The 18,776-nt window shown below is 70.5% G+C and carries 15 protein-coding genes and 1 rRNA gene; 4 read left to right on the top strand and 12 right to left on the bottom strand.

Annotation, left to right across the window (positions count from 1 at the left end; translation table 11 throughout):
• Positions 1 to 90: ribosomal RNA gene (locus ACFY0T_RS10475) — 16S ribosomal RNA — on the bottom strand; the annotation flags it as partial.
• 851 nt (positions 91 to 941) lie between these two features.
• On the opposite strand from ACFY0T_RS10475, the gene trpS reads away from it, so the two are divergent.
• Positions 942 to 1,943: a tryptophan--tRNA ligase gene (gene trpS / locus ACFY0T_RS10470; RefSeq protein ID WP_388866996.1), complete on the top strand. Its 1,002-nt coding sequence runs from the start codon at positions 942 to 944 to the stop codon at positions 1,941 to 1,943.
• Between the two features lie 197 nt (positions 1,944 to 2,140).
• Here the strand turns inward: trpS and proC are convergent, their stop codons facing one another.
• From proC to ACFY0T_RS10455, 3 genes are all read right to left on the bottom strand, one after another.
• Positions 2,141 to 2,953 carry a pyrroline-5-carboxylate reductase gene (proC, locus tag ACFY0T_RS10465; RefSeq protein ID WP_388866993.1) on the bottom strand — a complete coding sequence of 271 codons (813 nt, stop codon included), beginning with the start codon at positions 2,951 to 2,953 and terminating at the stop codon, positions 2,141 to 2,143.
• A gap of 326 nt (positions 2,954 to 3,279) precedes the next feature.
• Entirely contained in the window at positions 3,280 to 4,086 is an 807-nt protein-coding gene (locus tag ACFY0T_RS10460) for an ABC transporter permease (protein ID WP_388866991.1), read from the bottom strand.
• A complete protein-coding gene (locus ACFY0T_RS10455) occupies positions 4,083 to 4,952 on the bottom strand; it encodes an ABC transporter ATP-binding protein (protein ID WP_388866988.1) in 870 nt (289 codons plus the stop codon). Before ACFY0T_RS10455 ends, ACFY0T_RS10460 begins: the two co-directional genes overlap by 4 nt.
• 288 nt (positions 4,953 to 5,240) lie before the next feature.
• On the opposite strand from ACFY0T_RS10455, the gene ACFY0T_RS10450 reads away from it, so the two are divergent.
• Positions 5,241 to 6,662: a SulP family inorganic anion transporter gene (locus ACFY0T_RS10450; protein WP_388866985.1), complete on the top strand. Its 1,422-nt coding sequence runs from the start codon at positions 5,241 to 5,243 to the stop codon at positions 6,660 to 6,662.
• On the opposite strand, the gene ACFY0T_RS10445 is transcribed toward ACFY0T_RS10450, so the two are convergent.
• From ACFY0T_RS10445 to ACFY0T_RS10435, 3 genes are all read right to left on the bottom strand, one after another.
• Positions 6,626 to 7,435, bottom strand: a complete 810-nt coding sequence (locus ACFY0T_RS10445) for a class I SAM-dependent methyltransferase (RefSeq protein ID WP_388866983.1) — start codon at positions 7,433 to 7,435, stop codon at positions 6,626 to 6,628. The two genes, ACFY0T_RS10450 and ACFY0T_RS10445, sit on opposite strands and share 37 nt — an antisense overlap.
• A 506-nt stretch (positions 7,436 to 7,941) precedes the next feature.
• Positions 7,942 to 8,442, bottom strand: coding sequence for an EamA/RhaT family transporter (locus tag ACFY0T_RS10440; RefSeq protein WP_388866980.1), 501 nt, complete (start codon positions 8,440 to 8,442; stop codon positions 7,942 to 7,944).
• A 103-nt stretch (positions 8,443 to 8,545) separates the two neighbouring features.
• Positions 8,546 to 8,866 (bottom strand): peptidase, encoded by a 321-nt coding sequence (locus ACFY0T_RS10435; protein WP_388866977.1) that lies wholly within the window; start codon positions 8,864 to 8,866, stop codon positions 8,546 to 8,548.
• A 135-nt stretch (positions 8,867 to 9,001) separates the two neighbouring features.
• On the opposite strand from ACFY0T_RS10435, the gene ACFY0T_RS10430 reads away from it, so the two are divergent.
• Positions 9,002 to 11,152: a PQQ-binding-like beta-propeller repeat protein gene (locus ACFY0T_RS10430; protein WP_388866974.1), complete on the top strand. Its 2,151-nt coding sequence runs from the start codon at positions 9,002 to 9,004 to the stop codon at positions 11,150 to 11,152.
• A 46-nt stretch (positions 11,153 to 11,198) separates the two neighbouring features.
• Here ACFY0T_RS10430 and ilvD read toward each other — a convergent pair whose 3' ends face one another.
• The 4 genes from ilvD to ACFY0T_RS10410 form a co-directional block, all read right to left on the bottom strand.
• On the bottom strand, positions 11,199 to 13,052 hold the full coding sequence (ilvD, locus tag ACFY0T_RS10425; protein ID WP_388866971.1) for a dihydroxy-acid dehydratase: 1,854 nt from the start codon (positions 13,050 to 13,052) through the stop codon (positions 11,199 to 11,201).
• Positions 13,053 to 13,212: 160 nt separating this feature from the next.
• On the bottom strand, positions 13,213 to 13,830 hold the full coding sequence (locus ACFY0T_RS10420; RefSeq protein ID WP_388866968.1) for a TetR family transcriptional regulator: 618 nt from the start codon (positions 13,828 to 13,830) through the stop codon (positions 13,213 to 13,215).
• On the bottom strand, positions 13,827 to 14,651 hold the full coding sequence (locus tag ACFY0T_RS10415) for a sugar phosphate isomerase/epimerase family protein (protein WP_388866965.1): 825 nt from the start codon (positions 14,649 to 14,651) through the stop codon (positions 13,827 to 13,829). Before ACFY0T_RS10415 ends, ACFY0T_RS10420 begins: the two co-directional genes overlap by 4 nt.
• A 209-nt stretch (positions 14,652 to 14,860) precedes the next feature.
• Positions 14,861 to 15,793: a Ppx/GppA family phosphatase gene (locus tag ACFY0T_RS10410; protein ID WP_388866962.1), complete on the bottom strand. Its 933-nt coding sequence runs from the start codon at positions 15,791 to 15,793 to the stop codon at positions 14,861 to 14,863.
• Positions 15,794 to 15,864: 71 nt separating this feature from the next.
• Between ACFY0T_RS10410 and ACFY0T_RS10405 the strand changes: the two genes are divergently transcribed.
• The gene (locus ACFY0T_RS10405) at positions 15,865 to 16,713 is read left to right on the top strand and encodes a hypothetical protein (protein ID WP_388866959.1); all 849 of its coding nucleotides are present in this window, start codon (positions 15,865 to 15,867) and stop codon (positions 16,711 to 16,713) included.
• Positions 16,714 to 16,880: 167 nt separating this feature from the next.
• Here the strand turns inward: ACFY0T_RS10405 and ACFY0T_RS10400 are convergent, their stop codons facing one another.
• Positions 16,881 to 18,662, bottom strand: a complete 1,782-nt coding sequence (locus ACFY0T_RS10400) for a hypothetical protein (RefSeq protein WP_388866956.1) — start codon at positions 18,660 to 18,662, stop codon at positions 16,881 to 16,883.
• Between the last annotated feature and the right edge of the window lie 114 nt (positions 18,663 to 18,776).

Genomic DNA, 18,776 nt, shown 5'->3' with positions numbered 1-18,776 from the left:
AATCCACCCCGAAGGGCTTCATCGTTCGACTTGCATGTGTTAAGCACGCCGCCAGCGTTCGTCCTGAGCCAGGATCAAACTCTCCGTGAATGTTTTCCCGTAATCGGGACGACACCACGAGAGCGGAACCGTCCGAGGAATAATCGGAAGGTTCACAGCGTCCTCGCTGTGCGCCTGCCAGGCATCGCCCGGCAGGACTTTTTCAAAGGAACCTCGTCCCAGCCGATCGGCCGGAGACGGGGTATCAACATATCTGGCGTTGATTTTTGGCACGCTGTTGAGTTCTCAAGGAACGGACGCTTCCTTTGTACTCACCCGAGAGACTCTCTCAGGCTTTCCTCCGGGCGCTTCCCTTCGGTCTTGCGTTTCCGACTCTATCAGATCTTTTTCCGATCCGATTTCCTCGGTGCTTTCCAGGTTTCCGCTTTCGCGTTTCCCTTTCCGGCGGTTCCGACTCTATCAGATCCTTTCGGGCCTGACCCCCAGTCAGCGGGGTTTGTCTTCGCGGCTGTTGGGCCGTTCCGACGAGTGAGACTTTAGCGGATTCCTGGCTCCCGAGCTAATCGGGGTGGCGTCCTTTCGAACGCGGATTCCTCATTTCGCAAACACGCATGAAAATGAGCCGACGACGGGGTCGCCGTTCGTTCAGTGCTTGTTGCGGAATGGCTGTCCGGGGACCGACCGGAGTCGGCGCTCACGTCGGACAACCCGGAGAACACTACGTACGGGGTAGGGGCGTGTCAACTCCGCTCCGGAGTACCCCCGGGAGGCGTACCCTCAAGGTCATGACTACGCATACGTGCACCCAGCAGTGGTGGGCCGCCTGACGGCGGCCGTACTCACGTATGTACTCAACGGCCGCCGCCCCGGCGGCCGTTTTTGTGTCTCCCTCCTGGAGAGCCGGCCGGCGGGCGCGGCGGCCTCGACCAGGAGGTGGAGTGATGACGCGGATCTTCAGTGGGGTCAAGCCGACCGGGCATCTGACGCTGGGGAACTATCTGGGGGCCGTGCGGCGGTGGGCCGACGTCGATCAGCACCGGGCCGACGCCCTGTTCTGCATCGTCGATCTGCACGCGCTGACCGTGGACCACGATCCGGGACGAGTGCGCAGGCTCAGTAGGCAGGCGGCGACGCTGTTGTTGGCGTCGGGGCTCGATCCGGAGCTGTGCACCGTGTTCGTACAGAGTCATGTGGACGAGCACGCGCGGCTGTCGTATGTGCTGGAGTGCGTCGCGACCGACGGGGAGATGCGGCGGATGATCCAGTACAAGGAGAAGGCTGCGCGGGAGCGGGAGCGGGGCGGGAGTGTGCGGCTGTCGCTGCTGACGTATCCGGTGCTGATGGCGGCGGACATCCTGGCGTACGGGACCGATGAGGTGCCGGTGGGTGATGACCAGACGCAGCATGTGGAGCTGACGCGGGATCTCGCGGTGCGGTTCAACCAGCGATACGGACACACGTTCGTGGTGCCTCGGGCCACCCATCCGAAGGTGGCGGCGCGGGTCATGAATCTGCAGGAGCCGACGTCGAAGATGGGGAAGAGCGATGACGTCGGGCCTGGGGTCGTCTATCTGCTCGACGAGCCGGATGTCGTGCGGAAGAAGATCATGCGGGCCGTGACGGACAGCGGTCGGGATGTGGAGTACGACCGGGAGGGGCGACCGGGGGTCTCGAATCTGCTGGAGATTCTTGCTGCCTGTGAAGGTGGGAACCCCGAGGCCTTGGGCGGTGTATATGAGTCGTACGGCGCTTTGAAGAAGGACACCGCCGAGGCCGTGGTCGAGCTCCTCAGGCCCGTACAGGAGAGGCACAAGGAGTTGTGCGCGGATCCTGCGTACGTGGAGGGGGTGTTGCGAGACGGTGCGGAGAAGGCCAGGGAAATGGCGAAGCCGAGGGTTGACGCGGCTTATCGGGCGATCGGCTTGCTGCCGGCGACGGAGTAACAAGCCGCCTTCACGCTGCAACCGCGCTTAGCGCGGTTCCCGCTGTTCCCGCTGTTCCCGCTGTTCCCGCTGTTCCCGCTGTGGGGAGTCGTCCCGCGGGGCGGGACGGGTGGGCACAGCCTGCAGCGCCGGGGGCCGTTCCAAGCGGGGTCCAACCCCGGTGCCGGGGGCAGGGCACCCCCAGCATCGGGTACGGGTCAGCTGTTGTTGCCGGAGGCTAGCTGTCGGCTGCGGTCGCGGGCGGCTTCCAGCGCGGCGATCAGCGCGGCACGCACCCCGTGGTTCTCGAGTTCGCGGATCGCGTTGATCGTGGTGCCCGCGGGGGACGTGACGTTCTCGCGGAGCTTCACGGGGTGCTCCCCGCTGTCGCGGAGCATCACGGCGGCGCCGATCGCGGACTGGACGATCAGGTCGTGGGCCTTGTCGCGGGGCAGGCCGAGCAGGATGCCCGCGTCCGTCATCGCCTCGACCAAGTAGAAGAAGTACGCCGGTCCCGAGCCGGAGAGGGCGGTGCACGCGTCCTGCTGGGACTCGGGGACGCGGAGCGTCTTGCCGACGGCGCCGAAGATCTCCTCGGCGTGCGCGAGGTGCTCGGCGGTGGCGTGGCTGCCGGCGGAGATGACGGACATGGCCTCGTCGACGAGAGCGGGGGTGTTCGTCATGACACGGACGACCGGGGTGCCTGTGGCCAGGCGCTCCTCGAAGAAGGCGGTGGGAATGCCTGCCGCGCCGCTGATGACCAGACGGTCGGCGGGGATGTGCGGGGCGAGTTCGTCGAGGAGGGTGCCCATGTCCTGCGGCTTGACGGTGAGGATCAGGGTGTCGGCGGTTTTCGCTGCCTCCGGGTTGGTGACCGGGGTGACTCCGTAGCGTTCCTGGAGTTCCTTGGCCCGCTCCGGGCGGCGGGCGGTGACCAGGAGGTCGGTGGGGGCCCAGCCGGCTCGGATCATTCCGCTGAGCAGGGCTTCGCCGATCTTGCCGGTGCCGAGGACTGCGACTTTCTGGGTCATGGTGCGGGTGCCCTCCGGGGGGTGCGTCGTCCTGGGGTCATCCTCGCACTCGGGGTGCGGGCTGGGGTGGGGTGTCCGTTCAGTGGACGCCGGTGCCCAGTTGCTCGGGGGTCGGGGGCTGGGCTGCGGATGGGTGCGCTTACCTGCGCTTGCAGGGTGCCTCCCCCAAGCTCTTCGAGCAGGGGGTACCCCCAGTGCCCATCCGTGCCGCCTGGGGGTCCCCCCACGCTGTTCAGGCAGTGGGGGAGGCACGACTGCCCGCAGCTGCGACCGCTGTGGGTGGGCTGTCGCCCCTCGCGGCACGCGTGGGCGCAGGTAGGGCCGGGCTACGCGGTGCGGCGCCTCAGGGTTGCCGCGCCCAAGGTGAGGACCAGTACGGCGCAGCCCGCGACGATCAGGGCGTCTCGGATGAAGTTGGCCGTCATGTCGGTGTGTTTGAGGACTTCGTTCATGCCGTCGACGGCGTAGGACATGGGGAGGACGTCGGAGATGGCCTCGAGGACGGGGTGCATGTTGGAGCGGGGGGTGAAGAGGCCGCAGAGGAGGAGTTGGGGGAAGATCACGGCCGGCATGAACTGGACCGCCTGGAATTCCGAGGCGGCGAAGGCCGAGACGAAGAGGCCGAGGGCCGTGCCCAGGAGCGCGTCCAAGAGGGCTACGAGCAAGAGCAGCCAAGGGGAGCCGATCACGTCCAGGCCGAGGAACCAGACCGCCAGGCCGGTGGCCAGAGCCGACTGGACGATGGCCAGGGCGCCGAAGGCCAAGGCGTAGCCGGCGATCAGGTCGCCCTTGCCGAGGGGCATGGCGAGGAGGCGTTCGAGGGTGCCCGAGGTGCGCTCGCGGAGGGTGGCGATCGACGTCACCAGGAACATCGTGATCAGCGGGAAGATCCCGAGGAGGGAGGCGCCGATGGAGTCGAAGGTGCGCGGGCTGCCGTCGAAGACGTAACGGAGCAGGACGAGCATCACGCACGGGATGAGGATCATCATCGCGATGGTGCGCGGGTCGTGGCGGAGCTGGCGCAGTACGCGGGTCGCGGTGGCGGTGGTGCGGGAGAGGTTGAGCGCGCTCGGGCGGGTCGTCGGGGTCGCGGGCCCGTCCGTGCCGAGGCTCGTGGGTGCGGTGGTGCTCATCGGGCGGTCTCCTTGCGGGGGTGGGCGCCGGACGGGGCGTCGGTGCCGGCCGCGTCGCCTTTCGCGGAGTGGTTGTCCGTGGCGGACTGGTTGCCCGCCGCGATCGCCTCGTCGACCAGGTGGAGGAAGGCGGCTTCGACGGTGTCGGAGTGGGTGCGTTCGCGCAGGGCGTCGGGGGTGTCGTCGGCGAGGATCTCGCCCTCGCGCATCAGGAGAAGGCGGTGGCAGCGCTCGGCCTCGTCCATGACGTGGGAGGAGATCAGGAGGGTCGCGTTCCGTTCGGCGGCGATGGCGTGGAAGAGGTTCCACAGGTCGCGGCGCAGGACCGGGTCGAGGCCGACGGTCGGTTCGTCGAGGACCAGGAGTTCCGGGGTGCCGAGCAGGGCGACCGCGAGGGAGACGCGGCTGCGCTGGCCGCCGGAGAGGTTGCCGGCGAGGGAGTCGGCGTGGGAGGTGAGGTCGACGTCGGCGATGGCCTGGGTGACGTTGTCGTGGCGGCGTTCGGCGGCGGCGCGTCCCGGGTCGAGGATCGCGGCGAAGTAGTCGAGGTTCTGGCGGATCGTCAGGTCGTCGTAGACGGAGGGGGCTTGGGTGACGTAGCCGATACGGGAGCGGAGAGAGGCGTCGCCTGCGGGGCGGCCGAGGACTTCCAGCGTTCCGGCGACCTTTGCCTGGGTGCCGACCGTCGCGCGCATCAGGGTCGACTTGCCGCAGCCGGAGGGGCCGAGCAGGCCGGTGATCTGGCCGCGCGGTACGGCGAAGTCGAGTCCGCGCAGGACGGTGCTGGTGCCGCGGACGACGGTCAGGCCTTCGGCGCGGACGGCGGGCGGCTGGGCGGGGTCGGGTGGGCGCGCATTTATAATCATCACGTGATGAATATTGCTCCTGTACGGCGTGCCGGTCAAGACCGGTCGCATCTGGCGGCGCAGGCGCGCGGCGGCGTGATCGGAAGGAGGCGCTCCGGCGTGTGACGGGGTGGCGCGCTTCCGCCTTCACGCGGCGGTTACACGGAAGGGCTGCGCCATCAACTCCCTTTACCGACAATGGATTTCAGTGCGCGGTCATATGCCTGAGTGTCGCGCTGTACGTCTGCCGTGCCCTCCCCCGGCTCGGCGCCCACGCATCTCCCGTTGTCCATCGGAGGTGCCGTTGTCATGCGTAAAGCGGATCTGCTCGCGTCCCTCGTCGTGTTTCTCGTCGCGCTGCCCCTGTGCGTGGGGGTGGCCATAGCTTCCGGTGTGCCCGCCGAGTTGGGGCTGGTCACCGGGATCGTCGGCGGGCTGGTGGCCGGTGTACTGCCCGGCAGCAGCCTGCAGGTCAGCGGGCCCGCGGCCGGGCTGACCGTGCTCGTTTACGAGGCGGTGCAGTCGTACGGCGTCCAGGCGCTGGGTGTGCTGGTGCTCGCGGCCGGGCTGGTGCAGCTCGGGCTCGGGGTGTTGCGGCTCGGGCGGTGGTTCCGGGCCGTGTCCGTGGCCGTGGTGCAAGGGATGCTGGCCGGGATCGGGCTCGTGCTGATCGCGGGCCAGGTGTACGCCATGGGTGATGTCTCCGCGCCCGCGAGTGGGCTCGGGAAGATCGCCGGGCTCGGATCGCTGGTGGGTGACGCGGACCCGGTGGCCCTGGCGATCGGCGGTGCCACCGTGGTCGTACTCCTGCTGTGGCCGCGGTGGCGGCGGGGGGCGCGGGTGATGCCCGCGCCGCTGCTGGCGGTGGCCGTCGCGTCGGCCGTGACCGGGGTGTTCGATCTGTCCGTGCGGCGGGTCGAGGTGCGCGGGCTGCTTGATGCCGTACGGCCGCCGGGTCTGGCGGATGTGGGGCGGCTCACGGAAGTGGGCGTGGTCGGGACGGTGCTGGCGTTCGCGCTGATCGCGTCGGCCGAGTCGCTGTTCAGCGCGGCGGCGGTGGACCGGCTGCATCGGGGGCCGCGGACCGACTACGACCGGGAGTTGATCGCGCAGGGCGCCGGGAATGCCGTGTGCGGGGCGCTCGGGGCGCTGCCGATGACCGCGGTGATCGTGCGGAGTGCGGCGAATGTGCAGGCCGGGGCGCGGACGAAGGTGTCGCGGGTGCTGCACGGGGTGTGGCTGCTCGTCTTCACCGCGGTGGTGCCCGGGGTGCTCGGGGTGATTCCGGTGGCGGCGCTGGCGGGGTTGCTCGTGCACGCGGGCTGCAAGCTCGTGCCGGTGCGGGAGGTGGGGCCGCTGTGGCGGGCGCATCGGGGGGAGCTGGTGGTGCTCGCCGTGACCGCCGTGGCCATTGTGGTGGGGAATCTGTTCGTGGGTGTGCTGGTCGGACTCGCGCTCGCCGTGGCCAAGACCGCGTGGGACATCAGCCATGTGCATGTGGAGACGGAGGACCGGGGGGCCGCCGGAATGGTGGTGAGGGTCGTCGGGAACGCGACGTTCCTGCGGCTGCCCAAGCTGCTGGACGCGTTGGAGGCGTTGCCGCACGACCGGGACGTACGGCTGGAGTTGGGCGGGTTGCGGCATGTGGACCACGCGTGTGCGGCGGCCCTGGAGGGGTGGGCCGCCGGGCGCGATCACGAACGGGTCGCTACCAGTAGGTCCACGACGTAGGTCTCCTCCACGATTCCGTCCGGGAAGGTCGGCAGGAGGTGGCTTCTCTCCTCGGCGAGGAATTCCGCGGTGCGTTCCTCGCCGAGGACCAGAAAGGCCGAGTGGCTGCCGACGTTGGCAAGGTGGGTGTCGAGGGGGACGCGGCGGCTCCAACGGATCTGGCGGCGGTCGAAGTCCAGGCGGCCGCTTGGGTCGGCGGACCTGGACAGGGCGGCGGCGGCTCGTGCGCCGCTGCCGTTCTTTTCGACCACCGGGTCGATGCCGAGGTAGCGCTCGGCGCGGGTGGCTGCCGCCGCGATCCAAGGGACGTCCAGGGCATCGGTGTTCCACCAGAGGGCGAGGGCGCCGCCCGGGCGCAGGACGCGCAGTGCCTCCGGCACGGAGTGGGTCGGGTTGGTCCAGTGCCAGGCCTGGGCGTAGGTGAGGAAGTCGGCGGAGGCGGTGGCGATGGGGAGGGCGTTGCCGTTGCCCCGGACGATCGGGATGTGGGGGTGGGCGCGGCGGAATTCGGCGGTCATGCCGTCGCCGGGTTCCACGGCGACCACGTGCGCGCCGCGGGTGTGGAGGAGGGCGGTTGCTATGCCGGTGCCTGCGCCTACGTCGATGACGTTCGCGCCGGTGAGGGGGCGGGCTGCGAGGTCTTCTACGGCATCGAAGAGGGTGGGGGGATAGGAGGGGCGGTTTGCGGCGTATTGGGCTGCTGCGGTGTTGAAGGAGTGGGCTCGGGTGGTGTGGGAGGAGGGGGGTGATGAGGGGGAGGGTGCAGCGGTCATACGGTCATGGTGGCGGGGGTGGGGGCCTGGCGACAGCCCCTCCGGCCTGCCTTTCCCGTCCCTGGGGCTCCGCCCCTAGGCCCCGTCTGGGCCTCGACGGCCTCGTCCTTAAGCGCCGGAACGCTTTCCGCCGGTGGGTGGGGCGGGGCCGTGACGGTACATCCGCCCCGTCGACGGTTGCAGGTCGGCGTGGTGTCATTGCTCGGCCTGGTGATCATTACGGGGCGACGGGGCATTTGATGTACCGTCACGGCCCCTTCCGTGCGTGGGCGGCTGCGGGTGCGTGGGGGCCGGCATTTGGCTGCGGGTGGTTGGGGGTCCGCATTCGGCTGCGGGTGCGTGGGGCCCGCATTTGGCTGCGGGTGGTTGGGGGTCCGCATTTGGCTGCGGGTGCGTGGGGGCAGGTCGGCGACAGCGGTACATGGGGGCGTGCGTGGGCGGCTGCGGGTGCGTGGGGGCGTGTGTCGGCGGCTGCGGGGGCGTGGGGGTGTGCGTTTGCGGCCTGGTTAAGAGCGGCGGGCTCGCTTGCGGGACGGGTTGCCTGTGCGGCGTTTGGTGCGGCGCTCGTAGCTCTGGCGGGCTGTCTCGTATTCCTCGCGGTGGAGTTTCTCGCCGGGGGCCTCGGTGAGGGAGCGGACAAAGTAGGCGAGGAGGGAGCCGATGAAGCCGATGGCCAGGAGACCGCGGAGGGAGGCCTGGCGGTCGGGGTCGGGGCGCTTGCCGAACGCGTCCCAGGTGTGGCGGAAGGCGAGGGCGCTGCACACCGCGAACATCACCACGACCAGGACGGTCACGGGCTTGCCCACGTTCGCGATCGCCAGGCCCTGGTAGGCGAAGCGGAGGACGAAGCACGCGGCCACCGCGGCGGCTAGGGAGCCCGCGGCCACGCCGATCCGGCGGCCGGTGTAGCCGCCGTCGTGCTCCACCCAGGTCGTTCCGAAGAAACGCAGGGGCTCGGGCTGGGGCCCCGCGGGGGTACCGGTTCCGGTCTCGGTCTCGTCGCTCACCCGACGATTATTGCTCCGGTACGGGTCCGGTCCCCGCTGCGAGGACCCCAGCCGATACTCCGGTACGGATCCGGTCCGCCGCGAGAGCCTCGGTCGATGTCGGTCAGGAGCAGCGCGGTGCGACGTAGCCGTCGCTGCCCGTCTTGACGTATGCGTCCGACACGAACTGGGCGTTGGCGATGTTGTCCCAGATGTTCGTCGTCCCGTACGGGCCGGTGATCGTCTCTCCTGGGCACTGGCAGCGGATCGGGACGCTTGAGCCCGCCGACAGGACGCGGACGATGGGGTAGTTCGTGCCCGGGCCACTGCGGACGTTGACGTTGTACCCCGGTGCGAGCGGGTACGTGCGCAGTGCTTCGGCGCTCAGGGTCTGAGCGTCCGCCGTCTCCCCCGCGCCCGCGATCTCTATGTCTTCCGTGGCCATACTGGCCTCCCCCGTTGAATGGTTCACGCCATATTCGTGCTGAGCGCCGAGGCTAGCAAGCCGCCGCGGTTTCGCACGAAGCATCGACTAGGCTCTGCGCGTCGCGCATGCGGACGGACCACACGGGGGTGAGTGATGCCGCCACAGCGCAGCACCGGTACGGACCCGGAAGCGGAACATCCGCGCTACGCCGGGCAGTACCTGCTGGAGGCGGAACTCGGCTCCGGTGGCATGGGCATCGTGCATCTGGCGCGGTCCGCCTCCGGGTTGCGGCTCGCCGTCAAGGTCGTGCACGCCGAGTTTGCCCAAGACCCGGAGTTCCGGGGGCGGTTCAGGCAGGAGGTCGCGGCCGCTCGGCGGGTGAGCGGTGCCTTCACCGCGCCCGTCGTGGACGCCGATCCCGAGGCCGAACACCCGTGGATGGCGACCCTGTTCATCCCCGGACCTACCCTCGCCGAGCATGTGAAGCGGAATGGCGCGCTGCCGCCCGCTCGGCTGCGCCATCTGATGGCGGGCCTCGCCGAGGCACTGCGGGACATTCACCGGGCCGGGGTCGTGCACCGCGACCTCAAGCCCAGCAACGTGCTGCTGGCCGGTGACGGTCCGAAGGTCATCGACTTCGGCATTTCGCGGCCTTCCGACAGTGAACTTCGCACCGAGACGGGCAAGTTGATCGGCACTCCGCCGTTCATGGCTCCGGAGCAGTTCCGCAGGCCGCGGGAGGTCGGGCCGGCCGCCGATGTCTTCGCTCTGGGTTCGGTGATCGTGCATGCGGCCACCGGGAGCGGGCCCTTCGACTCCGACAGTCCGTATCTCGTCGCGTATCAAGTCGTTCACGACGAGCCGGACTTGACAGGCGTACCGGAGGATTTGGTCGACCTCGTCTCCCGCTGTCTCGCCAAGGAGCCCGAGGACCGTCCCACGCCGGACGAGCTGATGACGGCGCTGCGGTCGGTTTCGGCCTCGTACGACACCCAGGCGTTCATACCGGAACAGCGCGCCGGGAATGGGGAGTCGGCGCGGATGGGGAATGTTCGGGTGCCGGAGGTCGAGCGCTCGGAGCAGAAAGGTGATCCCACCCATTCCGCTTCCGGCCAGGCATCCAGGCGGCGTTGGCGGCTTCCCGCGGCCATCGCCACGGGCCTGCTCGCCGTCGCTGCCGCCGGTACCTTCGTCTTCCTCAGCGGGACGCAGGCGCCGGTCCCGGCGGAACACGCCGGGCAGCAGTCGAAGAGCAGCTTCCAGCCGTGGGACATCGAGCTCAGCGCACACGGCGTGAAGGCCGGCGGTCAACCGCAATGCACGTACACGCCCCACAGGTTGTACTGCGTCCGACCCGGCGTGCTCGCCGCCGCCGTCGATCCGGCCGGCGGCGAGGTGCTGTGGTCACGGAGCGACCCGGGATGGCGGCGCGCCGACGTCACGACGGCGCCGGTGCTGTCCGGTGGGCTCCTGCATGTCCTCAGCCGGGGCGGAGAGCGGCTGACGGCCGTGGATCCCGCCACGGGAACGACCCGATGGAGCCGCGACATCGACCCGTACGACGGCCGCGTCGCCCACGTGGGCGGTGTCGTGCTGCTCACCGGCGCCGACTCCAAGGTCACCGCTCTGGACGCGGCAACCGGCGAGGTGAAGTGGCACCACAGCATCCCGGGGCAGTCGTTGCCGTCCTTCACCTCGTACGAGGACGGAGTCGCCTACGCGGTGACAAGGGCCGCGAACGAGACCCGGGTGGCCGCGGTGGACCCGGAGACCGGTGCCATGCGCTGGCAGCGGAGCATGGACGGTTCCATGAGCCTCGTGGGCGCTCATGACGGCGTGGTCTGGCTCACCTCGTTCGCCACGGACAGCTATACGGACGCCGTCGTGCGATACGACGTCGCCGACCGCAAGCTCCGCCGCATCGCGCTGCGCTACCCCCTGCCCGGGGCGCAGGCCGTCGTACAGGGGAAGACGGCGTATCTGCTGGCCGACGGCGGCGCGCTGGTGGCCGTGGACACCGAGACGTCGGCCCAGCTGTGGCGGGTGGAGACGTCCGTGAGCTGGGCCTCGGCACCCGTCGTGACGGGAGACCGCCTCTACTTCACCGCAGTCGACGGACGCCTGCTCGCCATCGACATCACCCACGGCCGCCTGCTCGGCCAGACGAAGGCACGCCTGGGCGACAAGCGGGGCTCGCTGGTCAACAACCTCCCCGCCCCGGTCCCCGCCGACGGCAAGGTCTACTCAACCGCCCCCGACGGTTCCCTCTTCGCGGTCGACGCCCGCGACCCCTCGGCCTGGTGAAACGGAAAGGGGCCGCTCCCGAAGGAGCGGCCCCTCAAAGCGAGCTTCAGCCCAGCTTCGAGACGTCCCGCACCGCGCCCCTGTCCGCGCTCGTCGCCATCGCGGCGTAGGCGCGGAGGGCGGCGGAGACCTTGCGGTCGCGGTTCGCGGGGGCGAAGACGCCGTTCAGGGCGTCCCTGCGGGTGGCCAGCTCCTCGTCCGACACCAGCAGCTCGATCGAGCGGTTCGGGATGTCGATGCGGATGCGGTCGCCGTCCTGGACCAGGGCGATCGTGCCGCCGGAGGCCGCCTCGGGGGAGGCGTGGCCGATGGACAGGCCCGACGTGCCGCCGGAGAAGCGACCGTCGGTGATCAGGGCACAGGTCTTGCCGAGGCCGCGGCCCTTGAGGAAGGACGTCGGGTAGAGCATCTCCTGCATGCCGGGGCCGCCCTTGGGGCCCTCGTAGCGGATGACGACGACGTCGCCGTCGGTGACCTGCTTGTTGAGGATCTTCTCGACGGCCTCTTCCTGCGACTCGCAGACGACCGCGGGGCCCTCGAAGGTCCAGATGGACTCGTCGACGCCCGCCGTCTTCACGACGCAGCCGTCGACGGCCAGGTTGCCCTTCAGGACGGCCAGGCCGCCGTCCTTGGAGTACGCGTGCTCGGCGGAGCGGATGCAGCCGTTCTCGGCGTCCTCGTCGAGGGCTTCCCAGCGCTCGGACTGGGAGAAGGCCTCGGCGGAGCGCACGCAGCCGGGCGCGGCGTGCCACAGTTCCAGCGCCTCCGGAGACGGGGAGCCCGCCCGCACGTCCCACGTCTTCAGCCAGTCGGAGAGAGACGGGCTGTGGACCGAGTGCACGTCCTCGTTCAGCAGGCCGGCGCGGTGCAGCTCGCCCAGCAGGGCCGGGATGCCGCCCGCGCGGTGCACGTCCTCCATGTAGTATGTGCGGTTCTTCGCGACGTTCGGGGCGACCTTCGCCAGGCAGGGCACGCGACGCGAGACCTCGTTGATCTCGTCCAGGCCGAAGGGGACGCCTGCCTCCTGGGCGGCGGCCAGCAGGTGCAGGATCGTGTTGGTGGAGCCGCCCATCGCGATGTCGAGGGCCATGGCGTTCTCGAACGCCGCGTGCGTGGCGATGTTGCGGGGCAGGACCGACTCGTCGTCCTGGTCGTAGTAGCGGCGCGTGATGTCGACGACCGTGCGGGCCGCGTCCTCGTACAGACCCTTGCGGGCCGTGTGCGTGGCGAGGACCGAGCCGTTGCCGGGGAGGGACAGGCCGATCGCCTCGGTCAGGCAGTTCATCGAGTTGGCGGTGAACATGCCGGAGCAGGAGCCGCAGGTCGGACAGGCGTTCTCCTCGATACGGAGGATGTCCTCGTCCGAGATCTTGTCGTTCACGGCGTCGGAGATCGCGTCGACCAGGTCGAGGGTGCGGACCGTGCCGTCGACGAGGGTGGCCCGGCCGGACTCCATGGGGCCGCCGGAGACGAAGACCGTCGGGATGTTCAGGCGGAGGGCCGCCATGAGCATGCCGGGGGTGATCTTGTCGCAGTTCGAGATGCAGATCAGGGCGTCGGCGCAGTGGGCCTCGACCATGTACTCGACCGAGTCCGCGATCAGGTCGCGGGAGGGGAGCGAGTACAGCATGCCGCCGTGGCCCATCGCGATGCCGTCGTCGACCGCGATCGTGTTGAACTCGCGCGCGATGCCCCCGGCGGCGGTGATGGCCTCGCTGACGATGCGGCCGACCGGCTGGAGGTGGGTGTGGCCCGGCACGAACTCGGTGAAGGAGTTGGCGACCGCGATGATCGGCTTACGGCCGATGTCCGCACCGGGTACACCGGAGGCGCGCATCAGGGCGCGGGCGCCCGCCATATTGCGGCCGTGGGTGACTGTGCGGGACCTCAGCTCGGGCATCGTCGCTCGCTCCTTCGGGGAGGCATGAGGAGAGTTATGACTGAAGTCGAGCGTACGCCCGTGCGCCAGGATGCGGACATGCCGTCCGGAATGCGGGATGTACGTCTCGGTCAGCGGCCATGAACGTACGCCCCTGGGGTTACCCCGCGCATCCCCGCGCTCACGGGTTCGTCAAGTGGCCCTGGACCACCGGCGCGACCCGCCCGATGATCTGCTCCGGATCCGCCGACGCCAGCGGCTCCACCTTGATCACGTACCGCAGCATCGCGATCCCCACCAGCTGCGCCGCCGCCAGCTCGGCGCGCAGTTCGGCGTCCGGGAGGTCGAGCCGCTGAGCGATACGGCGCAGCAGCTGGGTGGCGATGAGGCGGCGGAAGACGGCGGCGGCGGCCTCGTTGTTCACCGCGGAGCGGACGATCGCGAGGAGCGGCGTACGGGTGGCGGGGTTCTCCCAGACGCCGAAGATGAAGCGGGTCAGGCGCTCGCCGACCCCGTCCAGGGGGCCTTCCTCGACCGCGGCCGGGGCGGCCAGGGCGGGGGCGAAGGCGACCTCGATGGCCGCCTCGAAGACCTGTTCCTTGGTGCCGAAGTAGTGGTGCACGAGCGCGGAGTCCACCCCGGCGGCCTTGGCGATGCCGCGGACCGACGTCTTCTCGTAGCCCCGCTCGGAGAACTCCTCGCGGGCCGCCTCCAGGATGCGGTCGCGGGTGGCGGGGCCCGCCTCCGTCTGCGTACGAGAGGGGCGTCCCCGGCCGCGGCGGGGGGCGGCGTCCGTCACCGGCGGGGCACCTTCACCGCGGAGGCGAGGTGGAGCCGGGTGAAGGCCAGGGCCTCCGCCAGGTCGGCCTCGCGTTCGGCGCTGGACATCGCGCGGCGGGTGTTGACCTCGATGACGACATGGCCGTCGAAACCGGAGAGCGCGAGGCGTTCCAGGAGCTCGGCGCAGGGCTGGGTGCCGCGGCCGGGGACCAGGTGCTCGTCCTTGTTGGAGCCGTTGCCGTCGGCGAGGTGGACATGGCCGAGGCGGTCACCCATGCGGTCGATCATCTGCAGCGCGTCGGTGCGGGCCGTCGAGGTGTGGCTGAGGTCGATCGTGAAGTGCCGGTAGTCGTCCTTCGTCACGTCCCAGTCGGGGGCGTACGCGAGCATCTCGCGGTCGCGGTAGCGCCAGGGGTACATGTTCTCGACGGCGAACCGTACGTCCGTCTCGTTCGCCATCCGCCAGATCCCGGTGACGAAGTCGCGCGCGTACTGGCGCTGCCAGCGGAAGGGAGGGTGGACGACGACGGTCGACGCGCCCAGCTTCTCCGCCGCCGCCTGCGCGCGCTGGAGCTTGACCCATGGGTCGGTGGTCCACACGCGCTGCGTGATCAGCAGGCAGGGGGCGTGGACGGCGAGGATCGGGATCTGGTGGTAGTCGCTGAGTCTGCGCAGCGCCTCGATGTCCTGGCTGACCGGGTCGGTCCACACCATGACCTCGACTCCGTCGTACCCGAGGCGCGCGGCGATCTCGAAGGCCGTCGCCGTCGACTCCGGGTACACGGAGGCCGTGGACAGCGCGACCTTCGCATCCGGGATGCGCACGACTGGTTCTGCCACGAGGGACAGAGTACGGGGTGCCTACGGCGGTTTGCCGGGAGGCGTTGGCCTTCCGCCGGGGTTCTGGTGGCCGCCGAGGTGTGCCGCCTTCTCGCCGTTCTCGCCGCGGGCGAGTGCGGGTTGTCTTTCGGCTGGTCGCGCCCACGCGGCGGAGCCGCATATGTCACGGCCCCGCGCCCCTGACGGGGCGCGGGTCCCCTGTGCCTTCCTTACTCCGATGGCATGTGGTCCAGGCGGCGGAGGATGACGCCCTCCCGTAGGGCCCAGGGGCAGATTTCGAGGGTGTCCACGCCGAAGAGGTCCATGGCGCCCTCGGCCACCAGGGCGCCCGCGAGGAGCTGGCCCGAGCGGCTCGGGGAGACGCCGGGGAGTGCGGCGCGCTCCTCGGCGGTCATCGAGGTGAGGCGGGGAACCCAGTCCTCCAGGGAGCGGCGCTTGAGCTCGCGCTGGACGTACAGGCCCTCCATGGAGCGGGCGGCGCCGGCGATGCGGGCGAGCGCCTTGAAGGTCTTGGAGGTGGCGACCACGTGGTCGGGGGCGCCGAAGCGGGTGAACTCGCCGACCGTCCGGGCGATCTGCGCCCGCACATGGCGGCGCAGCGCCCTCACATCGGCGGGATCGGCCGGGTCGGTCGGCAGCCAGCCCGCGGTCAGCCGTCCGGCGCCGAGCGGCAGCGACACCGCCGCGTCCGGCTCCTCGTCTATGCCGTACGCGATCTCCAGGGAGCCGCCGCCGATGTCGAGGATGAGCAGCTTGCCCGCGGACCAGCCGAACCAGCGGCGGGCGGCCAGGAAGGTGAGCCGGGCCTCCTCCTCGCCGGTCAGGACCTGGAGCTCGACGCCGGTCTCGGTCTTCACCCGGGCCAGTACGTCGTCGGCGTTGCTGGCCTCGCGCACGGCGGAGGTCGCGAACGGCAGCAGGGCCTCGACGCCCTTGTCCTCTGCGGCCTGCAGCCCGTCCTGGATCGTCTCGATCAGTTTGTCGACGCCCTCGGGGCCGATCGCCCCGCTCCCGTCGAGCAGTTGGGCAAGCCGCAATTCGGCCTTGTGCGAATGCGCGGGCAGCGGGCGTGCGCCGGGGTGTGCGTCCACCACCAGCAGATGCACCGTGTTCGAACCCACGTCGAGGACACCGAGTCTCATGTACGGAACGCTACTGCGCTTACGGCGATCGACCGTCCCCGGAGCGGCCTGAAGCGACTTACCCTGGACGGGTGCCAAAGACGAAAAAGGCGAAGCCCGACAAATCGGCCAAGGGTTCTTCGCAGGCGAAGGCCACCAAATCCAAGAAGCCCCCGAAGAAGGTCTCCGTGTCCGACGAGAAGGGGCTCGACTTCGCTCGGGCATGGGTGGAGTTTCCGGATCCCGCCGATGACGAACAGGTCTTCCGGTGCGATCTGACATGGCTGACCTCTCGCTGGAACTGCATCTTCGGCAGCGGCTGCCAGGGCATCCAGGCGGGCCGCGCCGACGACGGCTGCTGCACGCTGGGGGCGCACTTCTCGGACGAGGACGACGAGAAGCGAGTGGCCGAGCATGTGGCGAGGCTCACGCCGGAGATCTGGCAGCACCATGACGTGGGCGTGGCGACCGGCTGGGTCTCGGAGGACGAGGACGGCGACCGCCAGACCCGGCCGTACCAGGGCTCGTGCATCTTCCAGAACCGCCCCGGCTTCGCCGGCGGCGCGGGCTGCTCGCTGCACATCCTCGCCCTGAAGGAGGGCCGCGAGCCCCTTGAGACCAAGCCGGACGTCTGCTGGCAGCTGCCCGTGCGCCGGACGTACGAGTGGATCGACCGGCCCGACGACACCCGGGTGCTCCAGGTGTCGATCGGCGAATACGACCGCCGGGGCTGGGGTCCGGGCGGCCACGACCTGCACTGGTGGTGCACGTCGGCGACCTCCGCGCACGGCGCGGGCGAGCCGGTGTACGTCTCGTACCGGCCGGAGCTGATCGAGCTGATGGGCAAGAAGGGGTACGACCGTCTGGTCGAGCTCTGCGAGGAACGGCTGGCTTCGCAGCTGCCGCTGCTGGCGCCACATCCGGCTGACCCGGTGGGCTGAGGTCCGGGTACGGAGGTTTGTGGGCGGCAGTCGGTGGGCTGACGCCGGTGGCCGAGATCGGCGGGCTGACGCCGGTGGGCCGAGATCGGTGGGCTGCGATCGGGCCGAGGCCTCCGGGGCCTCACCAGGTCCTATGAGTCCCACCAGCGCCACCAGCCCCACATGTTCTACGAGGACGGGCGCGGGTCGCCGCCGTCGGTGGGCGGTGGTGTCGAGCCCCCCGGGTCGGAGGGGGCCGAGTCCGTGGGGGTCGGCTGGGGGTCGGACGGCGTCGGATCGCTGGGCGTCGGGGTCGGGTCGCTCGGGCTGGGACCGGGGTCGGAGGGGGACGGGGAGCTGGGCGTCGGGGCGCTCGGGGTGGGACCGGGGGTGTGGCTTCCGGGGTCGGACGGGCCCGCGTTCCCGTACCCCTCGATCGTGACCACGGCGTCCGCCGGTGCGATCGACACCCGCGCTCTCCAGGGGCCCACCGGCTCGCGAAGATGATCGACGTACACCTTGATCGTCAACGATTCGCCGGGTTCGAGGGTTCCCGAGGACTGGCTCAGGTAGAGCCAGGAGGCTCCGGTGTACGCGGACCAGTGGACGGGTGAACTCCCGGACGCGGTCAGCGTGACGAGCGTCGTGTCGCCGCTGTTGCCCGCCACCATGGAGAGATGTCCGGCGCCCTGTCCCGGGGTGCTTCCGGGGGCGCTGACGACCTCCACGGAGACGTCGGGCGACCGGCTGCCCTTGGTGAAGCGGGCGTCGGGTTCCGTGCTGGCGTTGCCGGCGTTCTCGTAGCCGCCCGCCTCCTCGCCGCTGATTCCGTCGGGGCTGTGCGCCTCGCTCGCGGTGACCGAGCGGCCGTCGGTGCCGTCGCCGGTGAGGGGCGCGCCGCGGTAGGCCGCCCAGAGGGCGAGGACGGGGGCGGCGACGACGGTGGCGACGACCGTGGTCGTGACGGCACGCGCGCGTAGACGGTCCCTTCGCGCGGCGTGGTCCTTGGGGTCCATCGGGAAACCGCGCCGGTCGTAGCGCGGAGCGCTGCCCCGCGCGCGTGGGGCGTGTGCCATGGCCACGTGCAGGGCCGCGCGCGGGGCCTCCAGGACGGGGAGCGCGGCGGGGGTGACGCTGGTGCCGGGCCAGGCGCCGGGGACCGCGCGCTCGGCGGTGCGGCGGCAGCGCGGGCAGTCGTCGACGTGCCGGACCAGCTCGCGGCGCAGGGTCGTACTGAGGACGAGCTGGTTGTCGCCGGTGAGGCGGGCGACGCTCGGGCAGGTGCCGGTCTCGACGACGGCGAGCGCGGCACGGGTGCGCTCGACCTCGCAGGCGGCGGAGGCGAGCAGCTCGCGTGCACGGGCGAGGTCCATGCCGAGGACGGCGGCGACCTCGTGGGCGGCGAGCTGGTGGCGCACGGCGAGTTCGAGCGCCTCGCGCTGCTCGGGGGTGGTGCCGGCGGCCTCCGGCCAGGCCAGCAGGGCGAGTTCGCGCCGGCGCTGTGCCTGGGCCTCTTCGGAGACGTGGGCGCTCAGCGCCTCGGCCGCGCGCCGGTCGGCGGCGCCCTTGTGAGCGCCTTTGGGGTCGCTCTTGCGGGTCGCGCGGTGCCCGGAGGCGTGCGCCGCCTGGCGCCTACGCCGGGCCTCGGCGAGTTTGCGCAGACAGGACCAGCGGGCGAGTGCGTACAGCCAGGCCCGGTGGTCGTCCGCGGACTCCGGGCCGCGCGGGCCCCGTCGCTCGGCCAGCGCGAGGACGTCCCCGAGGGCGGCGGTGGCCGCGTCGTGGTCGCACAGCACGGACAGGCAGTAGGTGAACAGGCCGTCCAGGTAGGGCTCGTAGCGCGCGGGAGGGCGCTGGCCCAGGGCGCGGGCGTTCGCGCCACACGGCGCGGTCACCCGCTTGCGGGCGTCTCCGTGCGCCCGGTGTGCGCCGACGGTGTGCGTGGATGTCTCCGTACTGCTGCTCATCACCCGTGCGACCGTAGGTGCCCGGAGGTGGCCCCTTCTTCCCCCTTGAGCACATTTAATCCGTACGGGTGAAACGATCCCTCATAAGGGGACAGGAGCCTCCGATGCCGTGGCCCA

Origin of the sequence: Streptomyces sp. NPDC001530 (assembly GCF_042894545.1) — a bacterium.
GTDB lineage: Bacteria > Actinomycetota > Actinomycetes > Streptomycetales > Streptomycetaceae > Streptomyces.
This window is presented reverse-complemented; position numbering and strand designations above follow the sequence as displayed.